The following is a 23,824-nucleotide window of genomic DNA, read 5'->3' as shown; positions in this document are numbered from 1 at the left end:
CCTTCACCTCTTCTATTATTTATGCTAAGGGGCATTAGCATATGTAATAAAGAGTATATACCTATATCTATTATGTAGTTCTATTATACTCCCATCGGCGGATATATTGTATGTATATTTTGGTTTTTTTATAATAAAAATCTGCCGGCGTTTATATAAAAAAAGAGGCCGCCTGTTGAGGCTGACCCCTGAAACGTTCCACGTTTATTTATACTTTTAATGAACCACGGAAGCCTCTTGCGGTATAGTAGGAGTCTGCTCCGTTATGATATACAAAAACAGTGTCATAGCGGCAGTCGCAAAAGAGCGCCCCGCCAAGCTTTCTAATGGCTGCCGGCGTCTTTATCCAGCTCGATGTTTTTAAATCTACACTCTCCAGACGCTGCAGATGCCGGTACTGCTCTTCTGTCAAAAGATCAATCCCCATCGTTTCTGCCATATCCACCGCGCTGTTTTCCGGTTTGTACTTTTTTCTTGCGTCTAATGCTTCCCGGTCATAGCATATTTTTCTACGTCCTTTGGGACTCTCCTTTGCACAATCATAAAAAAGATATTCGTTTGTGTCTCTGTCATAGTCAACGACATCCGGTTCACCGTCCGTTTTTTCCATTTCATACAGCGACCATTGTTTCTTAGTATTTGCTTTTAATTTTGTCTGTACAGCATTCCAGTCCATTCCTTCATGTCTATACATATGCTTCTCAAAACGGTCTTGCAGCACTCTCAGCAGTTCTTCGCTTTGCTCCATCGAAAACTCTTTTTCTGCGCTCAAGATAGACACTCCTTTTTCTTTTATTATACTGCCAAAATCACATTTCCAGCCGAAATTTGTTATTTCGTTTATGCTTACCTTATACGTAAAGGAGGGCTTTTTATGACCACAAAGCCTTTTCAACTGAAACTTGCTGTTATGATTGCCGGGATCGCCTGCGCTTTGGTTTATTCCAATGTCCTGTATATTGCTGCGGTCTTTTTGATCAACGCCTGGATTGATGTTTCCTTTTGGCGGAAACGAAAAAAAGCCGGAGAATAAATCCTTCTATAGTTGCTATTTAAGCTGTTTTTGTTTATTCTTCAGTGGATTCGGAAATACTAATAGATAGAACAAGATAGAAGGAGATTTTGCTATGTATACCCTGCTTTATACAGAGGATCCCTCTACGATTGCTGTAGAGATTGAAGGAACCGTAACAGAAGAAGACGCACAACAGCTTGACCACCACGTAGAAGAACATTTTGGCAGCAGCAGCTCGTTTAACGTGTTTGTTGTTTTTAACGAAGTGGACCGCACTTCTTTGAAACAAGTGGTGGAAGGAAGCACATTTAACCAAAAGCGGCGGGACCAGTTCGATAAGTTCGCTATTCTCAGCGACAAAACATGGCTGAAATTTGCGACAAAAGCAGGCGGCCTGCTTCCCGGACTTTCCATGAAACATTTCGATAAGGATGAAACCGATAAAGCCTGGAGCTGGCTTCAGGAATCCTAAAACAGAACACCCCCTGCCTGCTATAGGCAGGGGGTTCTTTATACTTAGAAAAAAGAAGCGGAATGATCAAAATCAGCAAAGAGCGAATCCGGATAAGGAAGCACAAGCTGTGGAATTTCACAGGAGGAATAATAAGCGAGATTCCCTGCTTCCAACGCTCCTGCATCAAGACGTCCGCCCCGCACCACACATTCAAAACAAAGCATGACATACTCTACCTGATTGCCATTTTCATATGTATGTCTGAAATCTTTCCCGGTAAACACTCCCTGCAGCTGAATCGGCTGGATATTCAGACCCGTTTCTTCCCATACTTTCCGAATTAATGATTGAGAAGGCGTCTCTCCGGGTTCCATTGCTCCTGTAGGAAGGTCCCACTCCCCGTTTTCTGCCTTAAGGAACAGAATTTCATTGTTTTCGTTTCGAATAACCGCCGCTGTACTCGGCACATATATCAGCTCTGCCCCTACCTTGGCCCGCAGGCTCTCATAGTAATCCGATGCATCCATACACTTTCCCCTCCATTTATTATTCATTTTCCTACATTCCATATTCTTTCGTATACTCCTTCTTTTTCATAATAATTAAATCATAAGAAAGAAAATATAAATAAATAGACCTTAAAGAAAATTACATTTTTAATAAATATATCTTCTTTATCTGCTAAAAAGACTGTCCGGTTTTCTTACAGTTCGCTTGTACTGTTTCGAATCCCGAAATAGGATAAAAAGGCAGCATGCTTTTACTTATTATACGAAAAGGAGACGTGATTTGATGAAAGAACCAGTTAATGTGTTTGCTAAAAAAGCCTCTCTTACCGCTTTAGCGGCTGCTTTTGGCGCTTCCGTCGCTTTCAGTCCCCTTTCCACTGCTTCTGCAGAAGAAGCTTTTCCACTTGAGGAAATTACGGCTGCTGAGTTAAAGCAGGGCTTTGAATCCGGAGAATACTCCTCTGAAGAAGTCGTACAGTCCTACTTAGACCGAATCGCCATCTATGAAGATACGTACAATGCTTTTACCTTTATGAACACTGATGCGCTCGAGGAAGCAAAGAAAATAGACAGCATGCGTGAAAACGGGGAGCCTCTTGGAGAGCTTGCCGGCGTGCCGATTGTTATTAAGGAAGCAGTCGATGTAGAAGGATTTCCCACTACTTTCGGGTGGGCTCCTCTCAGTGAAGAAGCAGGCGGCATAGGACTTGCTCCTACCTCGGACGCCCCAATTATAGAAGACCTAAAAGAAGCCGGTGCTATTATTATTGGAAAAACAAACATACCCGCATTCAGCGCCTCCGGTACGAATGCTTCTACGAGCTGGGCCGGAGATACCTTTAATGCTGTAGATCCACGGCTGGCGCCCGGCGGAAGCAGCAGTGGTACCGCTACCTCTGTTTCCGGTAACTTTGCCATGATGGGAATTGCAGAAGAAACCGGCGGATCCATTCAGAATCCTGCCGCCGCCCAGTCTTTAGCAAGCGTTAAGCCAACCTTCGGCCTTGTACCGACTACAGGCGTTACCCCTCTTGCAGGCGGCACACGCGATGTTCTCGGCCCTATTTCCCGAACCGTGGAAGACGCTGCTTTAATGATGGACGTTATTGCTGGAGAAAACGACGGTGATCCAAAAACGGAAGCCGCTGCCGGTAATGTGCCGGAGGAAGGATATTCGGCGGCGCTGGATGAAGACGCTCTGGAAGGAAAAAGAATAGGACTGTATGGAGCTGAATGGCGTGAGGACGGGGAGCTGAGCGAAGAAACGCAGATGCTGTATGATCGTTCTGTCACGGAACTGGAAGCCCAGGGAGCCGAAGTAATCAGCGATCCTTTTGAAGGAAGCGGATTTGCTGCATTTACTGAAGAAGCCGGTAACGTCGGCTATGACGCATTCATTTACGACTTAAATAATTACCTTCAGGATCTGGATCCCGGCAATGAGTCCTTAAACGTAAACGAGGTATTTGACGAAGCCGGAGAAGTTCCCTGGACAGAAGAAGGACCGCTCAGCAATTTACTGGAACGCGGCGTTGATTTTGAAGGCACACTGGAAGATCCTGAAACGATGCCCGACCAAAGTGAATTTGAAGACATTAAAGCAGAATACGTAGAGATTATAACCGACGTGATGGAAGAACAGGATCTCGATGGTTTTGTCTATCCACAGATGTCAGAGGAGATACCAGCCTTGGCCGATCAGGAATCCAACATCGAAGCTACGACAGTACCGGAAATTAATATCAGCGGCCTTCCGCTTGTAACCGTACCGGCCGGTTATTATGAGAGCGGTTCTCCATTCTCCCTTGCGTTTTTCGGAGAAAACTGGAGTGAAGCCGACCTCCTCGGTATGGCGTATGATTATGAACAGGCCACTGATTACCGGGAAGCATCCGAACTTACCGTCGAGGAAGGCGGCGCGCTTCCGGAAACAGCCTCCCATTACGCAGCATGGCTAATAAGTGGACTTACTGCAGCGGGACTTGGCGGTTTCCTGTGGATGAGAAGCAGACGTCGTCACCAAAACGCCTAAATGAAAAACCTCCGACCCGTGCATACGGATTCGGAGGTTTTTTTACGAGGTTAATTCATTTGACTGCTCTTTACGAGCAAGAAGCCGTCCCAATGATTCTGCCTGTTTAATGGCCACTTCATTCTTTTCAACATCTTCCGTGACTCCTGCTTCGGCAATTAAGTAGCCATTAAAATCCATTTCCGCGGCCCGGCAGATGTATTTAAACTGCTGAATGATCGGTAATGCTTTTTTGTGAGGATAGTCTTCACCTGTGATGATCAAATAGACCTGTTTTCCACGCATAGCCTCCATAAAGTTCCTGGAAGGATCCTCTTCATCAACCATCGGCCATCGGTCGACAAAGGTCTTCATAAGGCCGGACACTCCATAACAGTACATAGGAGTGGCAAGTATCAGTACATCACTCTCTATCATTTGGTCAATAATCTGATTATACTCATCCTTTTTCAGGGGTTCGTATATTTGGTCACGGCTCTTCATATGATAATCTCTCAAATGAATTTCTGTTACTTCCGGTTTCCCTTTAATAACATACTGAGTCAGCATTTCTTCATTCTCATTCGGTACGGAGCTTCCGTAAACTACACTGATTTTCAATACCTTTCCTCCTTTTTTACCCCATCTGCTTTTTAAATATTTTTCTTTATCTATTTTTCTATTTTACCATTTATTCGGATAATTTGCTCTTTTTTAGTTTATTTTATAGGTATTTTTACTTATTTTATAAATGTATTTTAGTTCTTTAGTCTTGTTAACCTTTTGTCTGCCTTTTGTACAGCAAAAAAGCCTACAGAAAGGCAGCTGCCGTCCTGCAGGACATTTTTTTATTCTTTATCATGCTTAAATTTAACAGATTCTCCATTCTCGTATTCCACATCGATATCAAAATCCTGGACATCTTCTTCGTTCAGATCGAGTTCATCTAGCACTTCCTGCTTCATTTCATCAATGGAGCGGTCCATTGTGATGGAAATGTTGTCAAGCAGCGCTTCTGCTTCCGATACAGCTTCCTGCCCTTCTATTTCTCTTTCCATCGCCCTGCTCTATTTCCGCTTCTGGATCATCTGCTTCATAGTCATATTCCCAGCTGTTTCCATTGGTCAAGTCGATATCCATGTCCAGCTCCCGTACAGAACCAGGATCTCCTCCACCTGCGGTTTCGTGATCAAATTCAATCGTCTCTCCACCGTCATACTCAATTTCCAGGTCCATGTCCTCCAGCTCGTCTTCGGATACATCAAGTGCTTCCAATACTTCCTGCTTCATGTCCATCAACGGCCGATCGGTCGTAATATTGATTTGGCCAAGCAGCTCTTCAATTTCTGCTGCCGCATCGTCTCCTAAAATCGTTTCTTCCCCATCCCGATCGATTTCCATATCGTCGCTGTCATCGAGCTCATATTCATATTCCCACTCTTCATCATTTAAGAATTCAAGATGAAGGTCAAACAAGTATACGCCGGCGGCCTGACCTTCTGTTTCACCCGCGGAATCTACCTGCTCTGATGAGTCCTCTTGTTCGCCGTTGGAGTTCTCCTGACCGGTCTGATCATTCGATTCAGATGACTCTTCCTGACCAGCCTGCTCTTCACTGCCTGATGACTCCTCTTCCATTTCTACGACTTCATCTCCGCAGGCGCCAATAGAAAAACAGCCGATAATCCTACAATTGCTTTTTTCATATAAAATACCCCCTTTTGTTGTATAGGTGTATCGTATCTTTTCAGGATTAGTCTGTCATGAGATAAAGATTAGAATATAATGAGAAAAAAAGATCAATGAATAGTAGAAGTCACATCTGTTATAAATAGAATACAATACTAGTAAGAGATAACTCATAAAGGAGATATAAGAATGGACTGGTTTTCCTGGAGCTTAAATATTCTTTTAGTCATTAATCTGGCCTTGGCTGTTTTTCTTATCTTTAATGAACGCCGGGATGCTGCTTCTACTTGGGCTTGGCTGCTCATCCTGTTTTTTCTGCCTATTATCGGCTTTCTGCTGTATTTGTTTCTCGGACGGCAGATGAAACAGGAAAATTTCTACCGTCTGACCCAGGAGGAACAGGCCTATCATTCCGGCCATATTCAAACCCAGCTGCAACAGCTGAATGCTACCCAACCCGAGACGAAGATGAAGGTTCATTCCAGCTCAAAATACGATTCGCTCGCTGCGATGAACCTTCGCGGAAGCAAAGCCCTGATCAGCTTTCATAATCGGATTTCCCTGCTTCACGATGGCAATCAGAAGTTCAATAAGATGATGGAGGATATGAAGCAGGCCCGCTCGGAGATTAATATTCAATACTTCATTATTAAACGGGATCCTCTCGGACAAAAGCTTCTTAATATCTTAACGGACAAAGCTAAAGAAGGTGTAAAAGTCCGGATTCTATATGATGGCATCGGTTCGATGCACCTGAGATCCTCCGATTTTGAAGAGCTTGCTTCCTATAAAGGAGAAGTGCGCGTCTTTTTCCCTTCATGGTTTAAGTATATTAATCTTCGGATTAACAACCGCAACCACCGCAAGCTCTGCATTATTGATGGGAAAATCGGCTATATCGGCGGCTTCAATGTGGGGACGGAGTATCTTGGAGAAGCAGAGAAATTCGGCTATTGGCGCGATACACATCTTCGCCTGGAAGGGGATGCTGTTTACCAGATTCAGGAGCGGTTTATTATGGACTGGCACTATGCCGGCCCTGGACGTCCGGAGCCGGAAGAATGGTTTGAATTTGCGCCTCATGCCATCGAAGATACGGCGGCGGTTCAGATTGTGGCAAGCGGCCCGAACTCCCGGACCGAGCACTTAAAGAATGCAATGATTCATATGATTTTAAGAGCGGAGCGGCAGATTTATATCCAGACCCCCTACTTTATTCCGGATCAAAGCTTTATTGATGCCTGCAAAATGGCACTTCTCTCCGGTGTAGAGCTTCATATTATGATTCCCGGCAAAAAGGATCACCCCTTTGTGATGTGGGCTTCCTGGTCGTTTTTGGGTGAGCTGCTTGATTACGGAGCGCAGGCTTATTTGTATGACGGCGGCTTTCTTCATGCCAAAACACTCGTTATTGACGGTGAAACCTCTACTGTAGGTACGACGAACCTGGACGCCAGAAGCTTCCGCCTGAATTTTGAAGTGAACGCTGTTGTGTACAACAACAAGCTTGCGCTCGAGCTGGAGTCCTTGTTTGAAACCGACGCAGCCCAGTGCCGCATGCTCACAAAAGACATATACAATAGACGCGCCTGGCATATAAAAGCAAGAGAAGGATTTGCCAGGCTGTTAAGTCCTATTCTTTAGCCTGAGCATAAAAAAACCTTTCGCCCTCTATTTAGGGTGAAAGGTTTTTTACTATCACATGCTCGTCATCTTTTCTTTTACATTCACTTCCGCCATTTCTTCATCCGTCAGCAGGCACGTGTCGAGCGACGCTTCCAGCCAGCTTTTATCAAGATCTATGCCGATAAATACTGTTTCTATTTTCCGGTCTCCGTAAGGCTCCTGATCGAGTTCTTCCCGTACCTCCGGATTATCCAAAAGCGTCTGCGTCTGTTCTGCCTTCGGCAGCGCATCGACCCAGTAAGCAACCGGTTCTACGATCACGCTTCTTCCCGCCTGGGACAAGGTCAGTGCCTGCGTGTTATGGGAACTGATCCAGACGATGCCTTTTGCCCGGGCGATTTTATGTCCGTGTTCATCGAACCACTGCGTCAGCCTCTCCAGCTGAAACGGCCGGCGACGTCTGTATATCATCGAGCTGATGCCGTATTCTTCTGTCTCCGGCTGATGCTCTTCCTGTTCAAGTTCCTGAAGCCAACCCGCTGATTCACTGGCTGCTTCAAAATCAAACAAACCGGTGCCAACTATATCCTTCAGTGCAACTTGTCCGTAATTCGTTTCAATTACACGGGCTTCCGGCTGCAGTTTACGAAGCAGCGCCAGCAGCTGCTGACGTCCTGGTTCCGGCAGACTATCGATCTTATTCACTACAAGCACATTGCAGAATTCAATCTGGTCTACGAGCAGATCTACAATCGTACGCGTGTCTTCCTCATCTGTTCCCTGACTCCGGCTTAACAGCGTATCCGATCCAAAGTCCTCCAGAAACGGGCCGCATCCACAACGGTCACCATCGTATCAAGCGTGCAGACCGATGTGAGATCAATACCGCTCTCTTCATCCACGTAGCTGAGCGTCTGTGCAACCGGCACCGGCTCACTGATACCGCTTGACTCAATCAGAATGCAGTCCAGATCCCCATTTCCTGCGAGCCTTTTCACTTCAATAAGCAGATCCTCCCGCAGCGTGCAGCAGATACAACCATTGGACAGCTCCACCATTTTTTCTTCCGTCCGCGAGAACCCGCCCTGTTCAATTAAAGCGGCATCCACGTTCACTTCACTCATATCATTAACGATAACCGCCGCCTTCAGTCCTTCCCGGTTGGAAAGAATATAGTTCATCATCGTTGTTTTTCCGGCTCCCAAGTAGCCGCTTAATACAGTCACAGGTATTTTTCTCATTTTGTTTTCCTCCTTATTTAAATCGTAATTGTTACGATTTAAAGAGTGTACCACAGTTTTTCTTCGATTTGTACCCGCTTCCGGTGTTTGGTTATTTCCCCTGAGGGAAACGCCTGTAATAAGCAGACTAATAAAATAGAGGAGACGATACAATGTTTACATTTCTTCCGAGCGAAGATAAGTATACGGTGGCCGTGGAAGTAAAAGGAACGATTACCGGAGAAGATGCAAGAAACCTCGATGCGTTTGTCGAAAAGCAGTTTGGCCGCGATCAGCCGTTTAACGGCTTCGTTATTTTTAACGATGTTGACAAGACGACTCTTAAAGGACTCATTGAAGGCAATATGTTTGATGCCAAACGCTGGGGACAGTTTCAGAAATTTGCGGTGCTGAGCGATAAAAAGTGGATGGAGACCGCTGTCAATGCTGGAAACGTGCTTCCCGGCATTACCGTGAAACATTTTGATAAAGAAGCTATGTCGGAAGCCTGGGCGTGGATTAAAAAGGAGGAAAAGAATGAAAGCAAAACAGATTAAAGAATATAAAATATCCGGAAAAACGAAGCCGACTCTGAAAAAACTGGAGGATCAGGTGATTGTCATTACGGGAGCTACAAGCGGTATTGGTCTGGCCACAGCTAGAATAGCCGCCGCCCGCGGAGCAAAGGTTGCCGTGGCTGGAAGAACTGAAGAATCGTTGAAAGAACTTGTGCAGGAGCTTACAAGCAAAGGCCAGGAAGCTATGTATGTACAGGCTGACGTAGGAAAGCAGGAAGACGTTAAAAAAATAACCGAGTCTGTATTCCTGGCTTATGGACGTTTTGACACGTGGGTTAATAATGCCGGTGTTACTATTTTCGGTGAAGCAATGGACGTGCCGATTGAAGACATGAAGCGTTTATTTGATACGGACTTCTGGGGTGTCGTTTATGGCTCTAAAGAAGCAGTGGCTCATTATAAAGAAAGAGAGCGCGCCGGTGCTTTAATTAACATCGGTTCCCTTTTCGGCGGAACCGGCGCCACCCTCCAGTCCATCTATTCCCCCGCTAAGTTTGCCGTTCACAGCTGGACGGAGAATATAAGAAATGAGCTTGCTGCTGCAAATGCCCCGGTATCCGTTACTCTTGTGCACCCGGGCAGAATCGATACACCTTATAATGCGCATGCCGGAAACTACATGGATAAGCAGCCGGCTCATGTTGGGATGATGTATGCTCCCGAAACTGTAGCTGAAGCTATTTTATATGCCGCTGAGCACCCAAAACGTGATATATTTGTCGGCGGCCAGGCCAAAGCGCTGGAACTGATCGGCAATTTAATGCCCCGCTTTTACGACAAAATGGCCCAGAGCCTGCTCAGCAGAACACAGCATCTGGATAGAGAGCCGGACGTCCGGGGCGCCAATACGCTTAGGGAACCGGGTGGAGAGCTAAAGGAAACAGGAGATCATGCCGGAATGGTACGTTCAACCAGCCTTTACCTGAAAGCATCCACCTCCCCTTTCCTTATGATAGGCGCAGGAATAGGGATAGGTGCCATTGCTGCCGGCACCCTTTTGAAAAAATAGATACGAAATAAAAAAAGCCGTTCTGCGGCTTTTTTTCTGTTAAAGGCTTAGAGATAAATCTTCCCCCTATTTATTTCCAGTGCTATACTGAAAAAGAGGTGGATAAATATGTATAAATTTATAGTAATTGGGATGACTGTTCTGCTGATTGGTTGTTCTAATACCAACAGTCAGGAAGAAGAAACCCCCGAAGAATCAACAGCTTCCGAAAGTACAGAAAAAACAGCGGTCCAGCCGGAACCTCCAGAAGAAAATACGGAGAATAACTCAGAGGAACAGGCTGCTGAAAAAGTAAATGAGGGACAGGGTCTTATAGAAGAAGGAGAGCTTACAGAAGCCCAGGCCCGTTTTGAAGAGGCCCTTACGCACGAGGAAGATCAGGAAGAAGCATTGGAGTGGCTCCAGCTTCTCGAAGAACGGCAGAGTCTTCAAGCTGATACTGTAGAGGAAAACTGGCCGTCCGTGCGGGAAACCGTTGAAACGATGCAAGCATCCGCTCATTACCCCTCCATCGAGCCCTACATAGAAGAAAAGCTTGAATCCCTGGCTCTTCAGAACCAGCAGGAAGAGGAAGTAGAAGAACAGATTGCTTACCTATATTCCATGTATGATCCGGATGACCCTGAGTCTATTCCCAATGAAGCATATGCTCATTATACTGATCAAGCTCTGGAAATGCCCGGCATTACAGAAGAACAAAAACAAGAAATTGAAGATTATAAGACGGCTTCTAAAGAAAGAGGAGATGAAATTGTCGCCCAAATGGCAGAGGAAGAAATGGCCTATAAAGAGGAAGAACCGGCCATCAGCGTCGAAGAAGCGTTCGATATTATGTATGAGTACTATGATCACAACCCGGAAACATCCAGACTGCACACCCAGTTTGAAGAAAACGAAGACGGCGATTATGTATTCATGATTAATCAGATCATGGATGAAGGGAAAGAGCCGGATGAGGACCAGCAGGCAGCGGCCGGAACCTATATCGTTGATTCCGAAACCGGTGAAGTCAAGCTGGCGGAAGTGGAATAATACTGCTTAACATGAGAACAACACAGCGGGTTTTCTGCTGTGTTGTTTTCTATCAGCTTACAGGACTTCGGTTATTTTAAAATTTCTTGAATGGGCGTAACGTTGATTTCGTTCTTTTTTAATAAGTGATGGATTGTTTTAGCGAGCTCCACCGCTCCGGGGGTATCTCCGTGGATGCAGACAGTCTCGGCTGTGACGCTTATATCATTTCCTGTATCTGCCGTGACCTTTCCCTCTTTCACCATGCGGACGACACGTTCTGCCATCATGTCATAATCCTTAATAGTCGGCCCTTTTCTTGTCATGAGAATAGATCCTGTTTCCGTATGTTCGCGGTCGGAATATGTTTCCTTCGCCACCCGTATGCCTATTTTTTCCCCAAGGTCCGCTACCGCGGAATGATTCATAGCAAATACAATAATATTCTCGTCGATAGAGGCAATTGCTTCAAGAATAGCTCTGGCTGTTTTTTCATCCTCCATCGCTCTCATATACATCGCTCCATGCGGCTTGCAGTGGGCGACCGGCAAGCCGTATTGCTTTGTAAATCCCTGCAGTGCCCCCAGTTGATAAGAAACGTAATCTTTTATTTCTTCCGGGGTACAATCCAGCTGCCTGCGGCCAAACCCCATTAAATCCGGAAAAGCCGGATGCGCACCGATGTGGACTTCATGCTCTTTCGCCAGTTCTACCGTCTTTCGCATCGTCCCAGGATCCCCTGCATGGTAACCGCATGCGATATTAGCAGAAGTAATATACTGCATCATCTCCTCATCATTACCAAGCTGATACATACCAAAACTCTCTCCCATATCACAGTTTACATCCACTTTCATTTTGTACTGCCTCCCTGCTTTCTTGTCTGCAGATAGTTCGTTGTATAGTTGCCTTCCCGGAAATCCTTCTCCTTTACGAGCTCTTTAATTAAAGACAGATTGGTCGTAATGCCTGCTATTTCCATCCCATTCAGCACATTACCGAGTCCATCCAGCACTTCTTCCCGATCCGCGCCATGAACAATGATTTTGCCAATCATTGGATCATAGAAAGGCGACACCGTATTGCCTTCTTCATAAGCAAAGTCAAACCGTCCTAATCCTTCTGGCAGCTTAAATTTTGTCAGCTTGCCGGGAGATGGAAAATAGGTGGCAGGATCTTCTGCGTACAAACGGGCTTCTATTGCATAGCCATTATTTTTGATATCTTCCTGAGTCAGACCGAGATCTTCTCCTGCTGCAATTTTCAACTGAAGCTCCACCAGGTCCAGACCGGTAATTTCTTCTGTAACAGGATGCTCCACCTGCAGTCTCGTGTTCATTTCAAGAAAATAATAGTCTCCTGAGTCATTATCAAAAATAAACTCCACTGTTCCGGCATTAGTGTAGCCAATTTCTTTTACCCCGGTGACAGCTGTTTCACAAAGCTCACGGCGAAGTGTTTCTGTAAGAAAAGGAGACGGGCTTTCTTCAATTACTTTTTGATTGCGGCGCTGGATAGAACATTCTCGTTCAAATAGATGAATCGTATGCCCCTTATGGTCTGCGACAACCTGTACTTCGATATGACGAGCGTTTTCAATAAACCGCTCCAAAAATACGGTATCATCACCAAATGAGGCTCCTGCCGTTTGCTGTGCAGAAGAGAAACGCTTGGTCAGATCCTCTTTATTATAGACAATGTGCATACCAATGCCGCCACCGCCGGCACTCGCTTTCAGCATTAGCGGATAACCAAGCTCCTCGGCAATATCGAGCGCGTGGTCCACGGATTCCAGTTTCCCGTCCCATCCGGGCACGATCGGCACTCCGGCTTTCTGCATATGCCGACGCGCTTCAATCTTATCTCCCATCAGCTGAATTTTTTCAGCACTCGGCCCAATGAAAACAATACCGGCGTCTTCACACCGTTTTGTGAATGTTGTGTTCTCTGATAAAAACCCATAGCCGGGATGGATCGCATCCGCTCCTGTTTCCTTAGCTGCCTTTATTACATTATCCATATTAAGGTAGCTCTGCTTAGCCTGGGATCCGCCAATATGAACCGCTTCGCCTGCCTCCTTTACAAATGGCATATCTGTATCAGCATCCGAGTATACCGCCACCGTTTCAATTCCCAGCCTATGGCAGGTTCTGATAATCCGGCGCGCAATTTCACCCCTATTGGCAATCAACACCTTTTTAAAATAGCTCATACCGCCACTCCCCTGTATGTTATTCCAGTTCTGCCACGACTTGCCCGGCATCCACTACGCCGCCGTCTTCGACTTTTATACTTTTAATTACACCATCCGCTTCTGCTTTAATTTCCTGGAAACTTTTCATGACCTCAATCAGTCCGATAGTATCATCTGCTTTGACTTCATCCCCTTCTTCCACATATACAGGCTTCCCCGGTTCCGGTCTTCTGTAAAATACTCCCGGTAATGAAGATACGATTTCTTTCATCCTTTGCTTCCTCCTTTGGTTAACTCGACTGAATCATTTGTTTCACTTCTTCAAGCTTACGATTATTCTGCTGCCGGATCTCCATCGCTTCTTCAAGAGTGACAGCAGTAAATTTTATCTTTTCATTCGTTTTTGCCTGTCCGATGCGATTCAGATCTGTGCTGATAATCGTAGCGACCGGCGCGTATCCCCCGCCCGTTACGGCATCATTTAACAATGCAATCGGCTCGATCCCGTCCGGCACCTGAATGGAGCCGATCGGATAGCCGAGATCCACTACGTTGGACGGATTGCTTCCCGCTCCAAACGGCTGCTCACGCGGCACAAAATCAAGACGTTCCCCCTTCAAGCGGTAGCCGACTCGATTGGCTTCCGGCGTAATCGTCCACTCGATATTAAGAAAACGCTGCTTGCTTTCCTCGGTGAGCCTGTAGCTGCATAACCCGATAATGACACGTATCTCATGATTGGCGGAAAACGCTGGGATGTACTCGCCGGTCACCCGGGTTCCCCGTTTGACTTCTTTGTCCTTCATGTTCCCGATCGATAGCACGTCCCCCTCCTGCAGAGCCCTTCCCTCAAATCCGCCAATACCGCAAAGCGTGTAAGTCGACCTCGAATTCATAATAACCGGCACTTCTATTCCGCCGGCTATGGCAAGATAGGCTCTCGCGCCCTGCTTCACAAAATCAAAAGTCAGCACGTCGCCTTTTTTCACTTCCAGTGTTTCCCACATCGGCACCGCTTCTTTATTGATCTGCGGCGGGATCGTGCCTCCTGTCACGGCAATCACTGTATCCTCCTGAAATTCGAGGGCCGGGCCCATGTACGTAATTTCGAGTACAGCTGCTCCTTTTTTATTTCCCGCCAGCATGTTCGCCACAGCGTAGGAATACTGGTCGACGGCTCCCGACGGCGGCATTCCTGTCTCGTAATATCCGACTCTTCCATCATCCTGGACGGTTGTCTGCAGCCCGGGTTTCAATACGTTAATCATGATATAACCTCCCCAGCACCATTTCAGAAAATGCAGCAGGATCCTTCAGTACATCGTCGGGGCGGAACGTGAAATCTTTTTTATGATATTCAAACGTGCCTGCTTCCACATCCGCTCTTACAGCGTCGTACTCTTCACGTGTTATGTCACGGTAGCGGAAAATGTCTCCCTGGCGTGGAAAAACGATGGAATCCTGAAAGTCGGGAAGCTTTTGTTCTTTGTCAAACACCGGGGAGGCCGAAATGCCAAACATCTGGTAGCCCCCTGCACCCTGAACCGGATAGACGACCGAAAATCCGCCGCCAAATCCAAAGCATCGTTCCGGGGTGAAAGTGCGGGGCCGGACGTATTTTGGTACTTCAATCTGCTTTTCGCGCGGCACGATTTGAAAACAAAAAGGAAGTCCAGGCACAAATCCGATCATTGATACTAAAAACGGAGAGCTGGTCATCGCCTGAATAAAGTCTTCCTTTGACGCGTAGCCATTAATACGTGCCGCATACTCCAGGTCGGTTGATTCAGGATCCTGATGACGGTCCCGGAACTGCATCACCGCATCATGCGTCCACGGATCCTCAAACAGAACAGGCACGTCGACGAGCCGAGAGTTAATAACAATATCGTCCAGGTTCTGAACAGAACTTTCGAGTCGTTTTAGTTCGTCAATCAGCTCCGCTGCAGGAAGCTGATCCGGGTTGTAGCGGACCATATACGATGCGTTGGACGGGCAGATATCCAGAATACCGGGCATCTGCTGCTCCCTGAGCTTTTTCGTTATTGCCATTGCTTGAAAGTTCACTTCCAGACTCATTTCTTCGCTGAGTTCGACAAATATGAATTCGTCACCACCGTAGCTGTAGCGTGTTGTAAAATCAGCCAATATCAATCACCTCACTCAAGTTTTTAAAACGTCCTCCGGAGCATTCATAAACATTGCAAAATATTCTGATTTATAAGAATTTTAACCCGGGAAGGCCTGTATTTCCAGATATATTTAGCATAACGACTGTTTCACATAAAAAAGAGAGGCCTCTGCCTCTCCAATTATTTTTAAGTTTCTTTTGTTACAACGACATATATGTCCGGCTCTGCTTCTTAAAAAAATTGTCACGTTCCATCGAAAACTGCAGATGCTCAAGGTCTTCCCGGCTGACCGCTATCAGTACTTCATCAAATTCATAATGCTTTGCGTTGGGAATAATGGCTTTATTCGATACAATCATCGGGTAGGACCCGTCTTTTTTCAAACGGTACCCTTTCATCATGACAGAATCCATTTTGGCCTTCCTCCTTTTTACAAAGCATATACGAACATTTGTTCTATTTCAAGAAGTTTTTCATTTAAGTAATAAATACCTGCTATCCTGCAGAAGATAACACCGATAAGCGGACTCCTCTATCCAACAGCTGTTATTCTAGATGAACAAGGAGGCGAAAGGGATGAATCAGCTGAATGATTTAAACAAGGCGTTAAAGTATATAGAAGAAAACCTCGACGGTGAGATCGATTATGCGGCCGCTGCCAGAGAGGCTCTTTGTTCCGAATTTCATTTTAAACGCATGTTTTCTTTTCTGGCAGGCGTTTCCATCTCGGAGTATGTCCGGCGGCGCCGGTTAACGCTGGCTGCGTTTGAACTGAATCAGAATAAGATCCGCGTTGTGGATGCCGCTGTAAAATACGGGTATCACTCTCCCGATGCGTTTACTAGAGCATTCCAGCAGCTGCACGGCCTGGCACCGTCCGAAGCCAGACAGAACAGCCAGCAGCTGAAGGCCTATCCGCCGATGACCTTTCAGCTTTCTATTAAAGGAGGAGAATCAATGAACTATCGAATGGAAGAAAAACAAGAATTTTATATTGCAGGAATCCATAAGCGGGTTTCTATTGTGTTTGAAGGAGAAAATCCGGAAATTACCAAAATGTGGAAATCCCTTACGAAAGAAAAAATCCAGGAACTGGAGGCTGTCAGCAGCACCGATCCAAAAGGACTTATTCAGGCTTCGACGAACTTCTCGGAAGGCCGCATGCGGGAGGAAGGCGGACTGGACCATTATATCGGGGCCGCCGTCTCAGAAAAGCCGGACAGCTCTTACGATACGCTTTACGTTCCTTCTCTTACCTGGGCCGTGTTCGAAGTAAGCGGTCCTTTTCCAGAGACGCTGCAGGAGACATGGGGACGTATCTATTCAGAATGGTTCCCGTCCTCTGTGTACGAGCAGGCCGAAGGCCCGGAAATACTCTGGAATGAAAACGAAGATATGAATTCCGACACGTTTAAAAGTGAAATCTGGATTCCGGTTAAAAAGAACCGGTAATAAATGAAAACGAAAAAAGACAAGTTTATATGCTTGTCTTTTTTTTCGGTGTAAACAGGATCTTTTCTTACCCGTCCGCTTCTGTTCGCAAAGCCTGCAGAATGACCTGTTTTAAATAAGGTGTCATTTCCCTTAACTGCTCAACCGTATACACTCCGATAAAATACTGGATCACCATGCCGTCTACGAAGGCGACAAGAAACGACGCCCCGTGTTGATGATGCAGCGCAGGATACGCCTTTTCTGCGTCCAGCTCCTGCAGCTTCAGCCGGAGATGGTCCACCATCTCATTAAAGGCACCAATAAAGGTGGTGGAATACACTTCCCCTGTGCTGTAGCGGCTTAAGACGGTTTTGATATTCTGGAGGTTCTCATCGTTATACGTCCACGAATCATACAGAAACTGCTCCACAAAACCCTCTACGCTCCTGCTTTCGTTCTCTTTGACTGCTTTTATATAGTCATCCTCCAGCTTTTTCAGAATCTCATCCATTCCTTCGTGGGAAATGCGGTCTTTCATACAAGTGCCCTCCTTTTACCTTTGCTATTCCCTGCCTTTGTAACAAATACCCATCTAATCCCTTCTTTCTAAAAACAGATATACTGTCAGGTTTCCTGTCATATTGTTTGCTTTTAAGCGGATTAAACCTAATGAAATCAGCATTTACTATTTTTTACCTTCTTATAGCCGAACATTCCCTCTTGCGCCTGTTGTAAGATTTCGCTATAATCAGTTACTAAGAAGCGAATACTTATAGGTGATGATGGATATTATAGAAAATCAGACGGAAACAAAAAAACTGCTGGCCCATCTTTATAATGAAATTTCCATTGATTTGTTTGGTGTTGGAACGACCCTGTTGAAGGTGTCTTTTCTGGAATCAGAATCGCTTATTACAATGCAGGCCCGGCATAAGAAGGCTCCACGCTCCAATGCCCTGGAAGAAGCTGCTCCTGAATTAAAACAGCAGGTTGATTTCCGGCTTTCGCAGCTGTACAAGCAGCGAATGAAAACGCGCCTGGAGGAAGACTTCCACTGGGAAATTGAATCTCTGTTTCGTGATTATGACGGCCCTACCCAGACTGCCTTCACCAATATTAAACTCCGTTAACCATGCAGCCGGACAGCTGATTTTGGACATGTTCTGAAATAGGCATCCACTTCTGCAGCACACAGAGCCTGAAAGATTCATCTACAACTGCATATAGAAATAGTGAGTTTCTCTTTACTTTGTTTACAAAATAAAGGTGGCTTTATAGATATTTTCTCTATAATGCCGCCTTTTTTTATTTTCTCTTTTTTTCTATCCATCATCACCGATGGGCTTCAACTACACTATCTGGAGGTTTTTTAAAATGAAAATGCCTATGAAATATCTTGTCCCTCTATCCCTGCTGATGCTTCCTCTTGCTGCATGCGGTTCATCCGAAGATTCTGCCGACGGGGAAGAGCCTACAGAGCTTGTCATATCGACATGGGGATTTGCTGAAGATTTTTTTCGTGAAGAAGTGTATGCGCCCTTTGAAGAAGAACATAACGTGGAAATCGTACTGGAAACAGGAAATAATTCGGAGCGCTTGAATAAAATCCGCCAGGGAAACTCCAGCGTGGATCTCATTTATTTGTCCGATTATTATGCCCAGCAGGGAATCAATGATGATCTTTTTGCTGAAATTGACCGGGACAACATCCCGAACATAGAAGATATTTATGAGATGGCCCAGGAACCGACCGGCGAAAATTTTGGCCCGGCCTATACGGTAAGCCAACTGGGTATTGCCTACAACCCGGAAGAGACGGATGTAGCTATCACGTCCTGGGCAGATCTCTGGAACCCTGAACTGGAGCGCAGCATCGGCCTGCCGAGCATTACTGCTACAGCCGGCCCAATGGTGCTGGACGCCGCTTCTGTCGTCAGTGGCAGTGAATCGTTTGATGAAGATGCCGCTTTCGCCCAGATGAAAGAGCTGAATCCGAACGTCGCCAATGAATACAGCCAGACCTCCGCTTATGTGAACATGTTTACGCAGGGGGAAATTGCTGCAGGCCCGATTATGGAAATGTATGTAGCCGACTTAAAAGAAGCCGTTCCTTCAACTGAATTTGTTACACCTGAAGAAGGAGCATACGCCATTGTGAATACCGTAAACGTGATTGAAGGAAGCGAAAATCAGGAACTTGCAGAAGAATTTATTAACTGGCAGCTGAGCGCGGAGGTCCAGGAAACCGCAGCGGCTGCAAAAGTCGACTCTCCGGTTAACACTACGCTTGACCTGAGCGAAGAAGAAGCGGAAGGCATTACCTACGGCGCGGATACCGTAGAAAATCTTATTCTGCTGGATACCGAAATGATAAACGAACGTTCAGAGGAATGGGTGGACCGCTGGAACCGGGAATTAACCCAGCAGTAATCTGCTTATGAAAACGAAGGAGGCACATCTAATGGCAGCAAAGAAAGTCTGGCTGGACGTCGACACGGGGGTGGACGATGCGCTCGGGCTCCTTTTGGCCTGCGGCTCACCGGAGCTTGATATTCAGGCGGTTTCCGTAACCCACGGAAACGTATCCGTGGATCAGGCCACGGCCAATACCCTGCAGGTGCTCGACACAGCCGGCCGATCGGATATACCCGTATACAAAGGAGCCGCACGTCCTCTCCTGCGCCGTCCCCTGTATGAACATGCGGTACACGGAAAAGACGGGATCAGCGGCATCTCGGAAGAACGATATCTAAAGCAGAAGCCGGACGCCGGTTACGCACCGGAGCGGCTGGTGGATTTGATTTATACCTACCCGCATGAGCTTACGCTGATTTTCACCGGTCCTTTAACTAACCTTGCCCTGGCCCTGCATCAGGCTCCTGCTGCAGCGGACCTGATTCATGAGGTGATTTTCATGGGCGGTGTGGTTCACGGCCCCGGCAATATTACCCCGGCGGCAGAATTTAATACGTATGTGGATCCGGAAGCCGTACAAGTTGTTCTGCAAAGCGGCATTTCCCGATTAACCCAGGTCGGGCTCGACGTGACCAAACAAGCGCTCCTTTCAGAGGATAGGCTGCAGAAGCTAAAGCAGCGCCGCCCTTTTTGGGGACATTGGATTGAAAGCATAACGAAACAGTATCGGGAGCGGTATTTTACGGTCAATGGTGTACATGCCTGTGCGCTGCATGATCCGCTCGCTGTTGCCGCTGCCCTTGATCCGAAGCTCTTAGAAACGATTCATGCCTATACCGAAATTGAATGCCGCAGCAGCATTTCCGACGGCTGTCTCGTCGTCGATGAGAAAAACCGCCTGAAGAAAACGCCAAATGCTTATATCGCCATGGGCGTAGACCTGCCGCTGTTTTTCAGCCTATTTGAAAAGGCCGTCGACCAGCTGCCGGACCGGAAGGAGCCTATCCAATGAAACACTACGGAAAATACGTCTTTCTCCTCCCCGGTCTTCTCGTTCTTACGTTATTTATGATCGTCCCGATTGCCGGAACGATTCTTTCCACCTTTTTTGACGCCGGATCCTTTACGATTGCCGGCTACATGCAGTACCTGCAGGATCCGTACTTTTTAAATATTCTATGGGTCACGCTTCGGACAAGTCTGCTGACTACATTGATTTGTATTCTGCTGGCGTTTCCCGCGGCGTACTACATATCCAAATGCCGTCCGCGCATGAAAATGCTGCTGCTTATGCTGTCGATTTTCCCTTTGCTCACAAGCCCGGTCGTCCGCTCTTTCAGCTGGATGGTCATTCTTGGCAAAGGCGGTATCGCAGATAACACGATGGCTCTATTTGGAAGTGATACGTCGATATCCATTCTTTATACCCCGACGGCTATATTAATCGGGCTCGTTCATCTGTTTCTGCCATTAAGCATTATTACGCTCGTCGGCGTGATGGAAAATATCGGAGACGATGTGGTGGAAGCCGCTAAAAGTCTTGGAGCATCCGCCTCTACTACTTTCTGGCATATTCTTCTGCCTCTAAGCGTGCCCGGGTTAATGACTGGAAGCATTCTCGTGTTTGTGGGAAGCTTTACGGCCTATACAACGCCGGCACTGCTTGGCGGAAGAGAAAGTGTCGTTTCTACTTTTTTATATCAAAATGCAGTGACATTAAACGACTGGCAGCTGGCTTCGGTAGTGGCTACTATTATGATTGTGCTGTCCTTTGTTGTGATTGGCCTGATGAACTGGCTGGCCGGAAAAGTCGCTGTACGGGGAGGGAATATCCGTGGCTGATCGCTGGTTAGGCTTTGTAACGTTACTTGTCTTTATTTTTTTACTCGGGCCGCTCGGCATTATGCTCGTCTCCTCTTTTGGCGAGGCCGGGGTCCTGCAGTTTCCGCCCGATAATTGGTCACTGAAATGGTACGCCAATATTTTTCAGGGCAGTATGTTTATTTCAGCCTTCCAAACGTCGATGCTCGTTTCCTTTGCCGGCAATATGCTCGCACTGCTTGTCGGCCTGCCCGCAGCCTATGCGCTGAGCCGGTTTGATTTTAAGGGAAAGGCGTTTTTACAGACGCTCTTTATCTCTCCGGTGCTCATTCCCGGGATTGTTCTGGGATTCGCGCTACTCCGCTACATTATTGTGACTTTCCAGATTCCTATTTATACGGCACTGTTTATCGGCCATACGATCATTATGCTCCCTTTTATCGTGCGAGTGATTTCATCCAATCTGGACAACTTCGACTTCTCGATTGAAGAAGCGGCGGTCAGCCTTGGTGCGAGCCGCGCAGGAGCCTTTTTCCGTATTGTGCTGCCAAATATTAAATCCGGCATCATCGCAGGTGTGCTGATTGCATTTCTGGAGTCCTTTAACAATGTCGATATTTCTGTCTTTATGACCGGACCGGGAGTCAGCACGCTCCCCATTCAAATGCTGACGTACGTGGAGAACTATTTTGATCCGACGATTGCCGCGCTGTCTGTTCTTCTGATGGCTTTAACAGCCGTTTTGATGTTTGCCATTGAACGCCTCGTCGGCATATCCTATTTCACTAAAAAATAATGGAGGTCCCTACTATGTCCCATGTATCGCTGCAAAACGTAGCCGTGGCCTATCAAAAAACGAATATACTCGAGAACTTTAACCTTGATATACCTCAGGGCGAGCTTGTATCTCTTCTCGGCCCCAGCGGCTGCGGCAAAACAACTACGCTCCGCCTGGTAGCAGGCTTTCTTCAGGCTCACCAGGGAAGCATTCAGGTTGGCGGGAAAGATTATACCACCATTCCTGTTAATAAGCGGAACTTCGGCTTTGTGTTCCAAAATTACGCCCTGTTCCCCCACATGTCTATTTTTGATAATATCGCTTTTGGCCTGCGCCAGCGGAAGGTGTCTAAGAAAGACACGTACACGAGGGTGATGGAAATGCTTGAACTTGTCGGCCTGCAGCATTTTGAGAACCGTTTTCCAAAAGAGCTTTCCGGCGGGCAGAAGCAGCGCGTCGCTATCGCACGGGCGCTCGTAATTAATCCAGATCTGCTGCTTTTTGATGAGCCCCTCAGCAATCTGGATGCGAACCTGCGGGTCAGTATGCGTTCCGAAATCCGTCGTATCCAGCAGGAATCTGGTATTGCTGCGATTTATGTATCCCATGACCAGGAGGAGTGCTTCTCCATTTCCGACCGGGTGGCGATTATGAATAAAGGCGTTATCGAACAGCTTGATCACCCCGCGGCGATCTATCACCGCCCCCGCACTTCTTTCGTTGCCTCATTTATCGGCTTTAAAAATTTTCTCCGCTTTGACCGGCGCAGTGAAAACGGGCAGGCTCCGATTTTTTACAAAGGGGACAATACATTTGCCGTTCCCTATGACAAAGAAACGAGCAGCATGACCGGTGTGATCCGTCCGGACGATATTCATATTAAACCAGCCGGCCCTCATGTTATAGAAAATCAGCTGAGCGGCACGATCAAGACTGCTATTTTCCTCGGACGGAGCTATCAGTATGAGGTAGAAACCGCACACGGAAGCTTCACGGCCAACCAGGAAATGACCATCCCTTTCCAGGCCGGAGATCAAGTAGTGCTGGACATGCCTGCCCAGAAGTGGGTACTGGTTGAAGAATCGGAGGTTCCTTCCTATGCAGGTTGATACACTGATTCTTGGTGCCCACGTGTTTAACAGCTATATTAAGCGCTTTGAGGTAAAAAATGCAGCTATACTGGATGGACGTTTTTTCTACATCGGTGATCGGGATTCGACAGATTTCCAGGCCGACGAGATCATTCAGGCGGAAGGAAAGTGGATGATCCCCGGACTGATCGATATCCACCTGCACATTGAAAGCTCGATGGTTTCTCCAGCCGTTTTTTCAGAAGCACTGCTTGCGCGCGGAGTGACAACCATTGTTCCCGAGCCCCATGAAATGGCCAATGTCTTCGGCCTCGAAGGGGTACAGGAAATGATTAACGTCAGCCGGGACTGTGCGGTGGATATGTTCTATGCGATTCCAAGCTCTGTGCCGGCAACCGACTGGGAAACGACAGGAGGATCGATTACGATCGACGACATGGAAACATTGATTCAATCGGAATCCGTGGCCTGCATGGGAGAAATTATGAATTACAACGATATCGTCCAGCAGAAAGACGGCCGCACGATAGAGCTGCTGCATTACCTGCAGAAACACCACCCCTCTATGATTGTGGAAGGCCATGTTCCCCGCCTGATGGACATGGATCTGCAGCGGATGCTTTATGCCGGCGTGAACTCTGATCATACCCATCAAACCGTAGAAGGCCTCGAAGAGCGTATTAAAACAGGGATGTTTGTTGAAATCCAGGAAAAGTCCATGTCGGCTCCGGTAATGGAGTATTTAATACGAGAAGAAGTAAAGGAACACTTCTGCTTTGTTACCGATGACATTATGCCCGATGACCTGAATCAGACCGGGCACCTGGATATGATTCT

27 protein-coding genes and 1 pseudogene are annotated in these 23,824 nt (G+C 46.8%); 15 read left to right on the top strand and 13 right to left on the bottom strand.

Translation table 11 applies throughout. The features are described from left to right. Positions 1 to 208: 208 nt before the first annotated feature. Entirely contained in the window at positions 209 to 748 is a 540-nt protein-coding gene (locus tag MMY81_RS30475; protein ID WP_252315784.1) for a DUF4256 domain-containing protein, read from the bottom strand. A 126-nt stretch (positions 749 to 874) separates the two neighbouring features. Here MMY81_RS30475 and MMY81_RS30470 point away from each other — a divergent pair, with 126 nt between their 5' ends. Further along, positions 875 to 1,033 (top strand): hypothetical protein, encoded by a 159-nt coding sequence (locus MMY81_RS30470; protein WP_252315778.1) that lies wholly within the window; start codon positions 875 to 877, stop codon positions 1,031 to 1,033. 94 nt (positions 1,034 to 1,127) lie between these two features. Then, positions 1,128 to 1,487, top strand: coding sequence for a SpoIIAA family protein (locus MMY81_RS30465; RefSeq protein WP_252315777.1), 360 nt, complete (start codon positions 1,128 to 1,130; stop codon positions 1,485 to 1,487). Between the two features lie 44 nt (positions 1,488 to 1,531). Here MMY81_RS30465 and MMY81_RS30460 read toward each other — a convergent pair whose 3' ends face one another. Next, positions 1,532 to 1,996, bottom strand: coding sequence for an NUDIX domain-containing protein (locus MMY81_RS30460; protein ID WP_252315776.1), 465 nt, complete (start codon positions 1,994 to 1,996; stop codon positions 1,532 to 1,534). A gap of 265 nt (positions 1,997 to 2,261) precedes the next feature. Between MMY81_RS30460 and MMY81_RS30455 the strand changes: the two genes are divergently transcribed. Next, entirely contained in the window at positions 2,262 to 4,010 is a 1,749-nt protein-coding gene (locus tag MMY81_RS30455; RefSeq protein ID WP_252315775.1) for an amidase, read from the top strand. 42 nt (positions 4,011 to 4,052) lie between these two features. Here MMY81_RS30455 and MMY81_RS30450 read toward each other — a convergent pair whose 3' ends face one another. From MMY81_RS30450 to MMY81_RS30440, 3 genes are all read right to left on the bottom strand, one after another. Then, positions 4,053 to 4,610 carry a flavodoxin family protein gene (locus tag MMY81_RS30450; RefSeq protein WP_252315774.1) on the bottom strand — a complete coding sequence of 186 codons (558 nt, stop codon included), beginning with the start codon at positions 4,608 to 4,610 and terminating at the stop codon, positions 4,053 to 4,055. A 227-nt stretch (positions 4,611 to 4,837) separates the two neighbouring features. Continuing rightward, on the bottom strand, positions 4,838 to 5,047 hold the full coding sequence (locus MMY81_RS30445; protein WP_252315773.1) for a YusW family protein: 210 nt from the start codon (positions 5,045 to 5,047) through the stop codon (positions 4,838 to 4,840). Further along, a complete protein-coding gene (locus tag MMY81_RS30440) occupies positions 4,992 to 5,627 on the bottom strand; it encodes a YusW family protein (protein WP_252315772.1) in 636 nt (211 codons plus the stop codon). The genes MMY81_RS30445 and MMY81_RS30440 overlap by 56 nt, the downstream gene beginning before the upstream one ends. A 240-nt stretch (positions 5,628 to 5,867) precedes the next feature. On the opposite strand from MMY81_RS30440, the gene cls reads away from it, so the two are divergent. Then, positions 5,868 to 7,322, top strand: coding sequence for a cardiolipin synthase (cls, locus tag MMY81_RS30435; protein ID WP_252315771.1), 1,455 nt, complete (start codon positions 5,868 to 5,870; stop codon positions 7,320 to 7,322). A 54-nt stretch (positions 7,323 to 7,376) separates the two neighbouring features. On the opposite strand, the pseudogene MMY81_RS30430 reads toward cls, so the two are convergent. Beyond that, positions 7,377 to 8,545, bottom strand: a pseudogene (locus MMY81_RS30430) (GTP-binding protein). Between the two features lie 152 nt (positions 8,546 to 8,697). Here MMY81_RS30430 and MMY81_RS30425 point away from each other — a divergent pair. The 3 genes from MMY81_RS30425 (at position 8,698) to MMY81_RS30415 (ending at position 11,143) form a co-directional block, all read left to right on the top strand. Next, complete coding sequence (locus MMY81_RS30425) at positions 8,698 to 9,081, top strand: SpoIIAA family protein (protein ID WP_252315770.1); 384 nt, start codon at positions 8,698 to 8,700, stop codon at positions 9,079 to 9,081. Continuing rightward, positions 9,062 to 10,111 (top strand): SDR family oxidoreductase, encoded by a 1,050-nt coding sequence (locus MMY81_RS30420; protein ID WP_252315769.1) that lies wholly within the window; start codon positions 9,062 to 9,064, stop codon positions 10,109 to 10,111. The genes MMY81_RS30425 and MMY81_RS30420 overlap by 20 nt, the downstream gene beginning before the upstream one ends. 108 nt (positions 10,112 to 10,219) lie before the next feature. Then, positions 10,220 to 11,143, top strand: coding sequence for a hypothetical protein (locus tag MMY81_RS30415; protein WP_252315768.1), 924 nt, complete (start codon positions 10,220 to 10,222; stop codon positions 11,141 to 11,143). 71 nt (positions 11,144 to 11,214) lie between these two features. On the opposite strand, the gene MMY81_RS30410 is transcribed toward MMY81_RS30415, so the two are convergent. The 6 genes from MMY81_RS30410 to MMY81_RS30385 all read right to left on the bottom strand — a co-directional run bounded on the left by MMY81_RS30410 (position 11,215) and on the right by MMY81_RS30385 (position 15,861). Then, entirely contained in the window at positions 11,215 to 11,979 is a 765-nt protein-coding gene (locus MMY81_RS30410; RefSeq protein ID WP_252315767.1) for a LamB/YcsF family protein, read from the bottom strand. After that, on the bottom strand, positions 11,976 to 13,334 hold the full coding sequence (locus MMY81_RS30405) for an acetyl-CoA carboxylase biotin carboxylase subunit (protein ID WP_252315766.1): 1,359 nt from the start codon (positions 13,332 to 13,334) through the stop codon (positions 11,976 to 11,978). Before MMY81_RS30405 ends, MMY81_RS30410 begins: the two co-directional genes overlap by 4 nt. 19 nt (positions 13,335 to 13,353) lie before the next feature. After that, positions 13,354 to 13,587 carry an acetyl-CoA carboxylase gene (locus MMY81_RS30400; RefSeq protein WP_252315765.1) on the bottom strand — a complete coding sequence of 78 codons (234 nt, stop codon included), beginning with the start codon at positions 13,585 to 13,587 and terminating at the stop codon, positions 13,354 to 13,356. A 19-nt stretch (positions 13,588 to 13,606) separates the two neighbouring features. Continuing rightward, the gene (locus MMY81_RS30395; RefSeq protein WP_252315764.1) at positions 13,607 to 14,584 is read right to left on the bottom strand and encodes a 5-oxoprolinase subunit C family protein; all 978 of its coding nucleotides are present in this window, start codon (positions 14,582 to 14,584) and stop codon (positions 13,607 to 13,609) included. Further along, on the bottom strand, positions 14,577 to 15,464 hold the full coding sequence (locus tag MMY81_RS30390) for a 5-oxoprolinase subunit B family protein (protein WP_252315763.1): 888 nt from the start codon (positions 15,462 to 15,464) through the stop codon (positions 14,577 to 14,579). Before MMY81_RS30390 ends, MMY81_RS30395 begins: the two co-directional genes overlap by 8 nt. 184 nt (positions 15,465 to 15,648) lie before the next feature. Further along, positions 15,649 to 15,861 carry a hypothetical protein gene (locus tag MMY81_RS30385; protein WP_252315762.1) on the bottom strand — a complete coding sequence of 71 codons (213 nt, stop codon included), beginning with the start codon at positions 15,859 to 15,861 and terminating at the stop codon, positions 15,649 to 15,651. A gap of 163 nt (positions 15,862 to 16,024) precedes the next feature. On the opposite strand from MMY81_RS30385, the gene MMY81_RS30380 reads away from it, so the two are divergent. Next, positions 16,025 to 16,900 (top strand): AraC family transcriptional regulator, encoded by an 876-nt coding sequence (locus MMY81_RS30380; protein ID WP_252315761.1) that lies wholly within the window; start codon positions 16,025 to 16,027, stop codon positions 16,898 to 16,900. 67 nt (positions 16,901 to 16,967) lie between these two features. Here MMY81_RS30380 and MMY81_RS30375 read toward each other — a convergent pair whose 3' ends face one another. Further along, complete coding sequence (locus tag MMY81_RS30375; protein WP_252315760.1) at positions 16,968 to 17,420, bottom strand: hypothetical protein; 453 nt, start codon at positions 17,418 to 17,420, stop codon at positions 16,968 to 16,970. A gap of 241 nt (positions 17,421 to 17,661) precedes the next feature. Between MMY81_RS30375 and MMY81_RS30370 the strand changes: the two genes are divergently transcribed. From MMY81_RS30370 to MMY81_RS30340, 7 genes are all read left to right on the top strand, one after another. After that, positions 17,662 to 18,012 (top strand): DUF2294 domain-containing protein, encoded by a 351-nt coding sequence (locus MMY81_RS30370; protein ID WP_308215534.1) that lies wholly within the window; start codon positions 17,662 to 17,664, stop codon positions 18,010 to 18,012. Between the two features lie 244 nt (positions 18,013 to 18,256). Beyond that, entirely contained in the window at positions 18,257 to 19,312 is a 1,056-nt protein-coding gene (locus MMY81_RS30365; RefSeq protein WP_252315759.1) for an ABC transporter substrate-binding protein, read from the top strand. A 31-nt stretch (positions 19,313 to 19,343) separates the two neighbouring features. Next, on the top strand, positions 19,344 to 20,309 hold the full coding sequence (locus MMY81_RS30360) for a nucleoside hydrolase (RefSeq protein ID WP_252315758.1): 966 nt from the start codon (positions 19,344 to 19,346) through the stop codon (positions 20,307 to 20,309). Continuing rightward, the gene (locus MMY81_RS30355) at positions 20,306 to 21,139 is read left to right on the top strand and encodes an ABC transporter permease (RefSeq protein ID WP_252315757.1); all 834 of its coding nucleotides are present in this window, start codon (positions 20,306 to 20,308) and stop codon (positions 21,137 to 21,139) included. Before MMY81_RS30360 ends, MMY81_RS30355 begins: the two co-directional genes overlap by 4 nt. Then, positions 21,126 to 21,914, top strand: coding sequence for an ABC transporter permease (locus MMY81_RS30350; protein WP_252315782.1), 789 nt, complete (start codon positions 21,126 to 21,128; stop codon positions 21,912 to 21,914). Before MMY81_RS30355 ends, MMY81_RS30350 begins: the two co-directional genes overlap by 14 nt. Positions 21,915 to 21,928: 14 nt before the next feature. Next, a complete protein-coding gene (locus MMY81_RS30345; protein WP_252315756.1) occupies positions 21,929 to 23,005 on the top strand; it encodes an ABC transporter ATP-binding protein in 1,077 nt (358 codons plus the stop codon). Next, positions 22,995 to 23,824, top strand: an 830-nt coding sequence (locus tag MMY81_RS30340; RefSeq protein ID WP_252315755.1) for an amidohydrolase family protein, incomplete at its 3' end; no start/stop codon positions are given. The genes MMY81_RS30345 and MMY81_RS30340, both read left to right, overlap by 11 nt.

The organism is Sinobaca sp. H24 (assembly GCF_023845525.1).
This window is presented reverse-complemented; position numbering and strand designations above follow the sequence as displayed.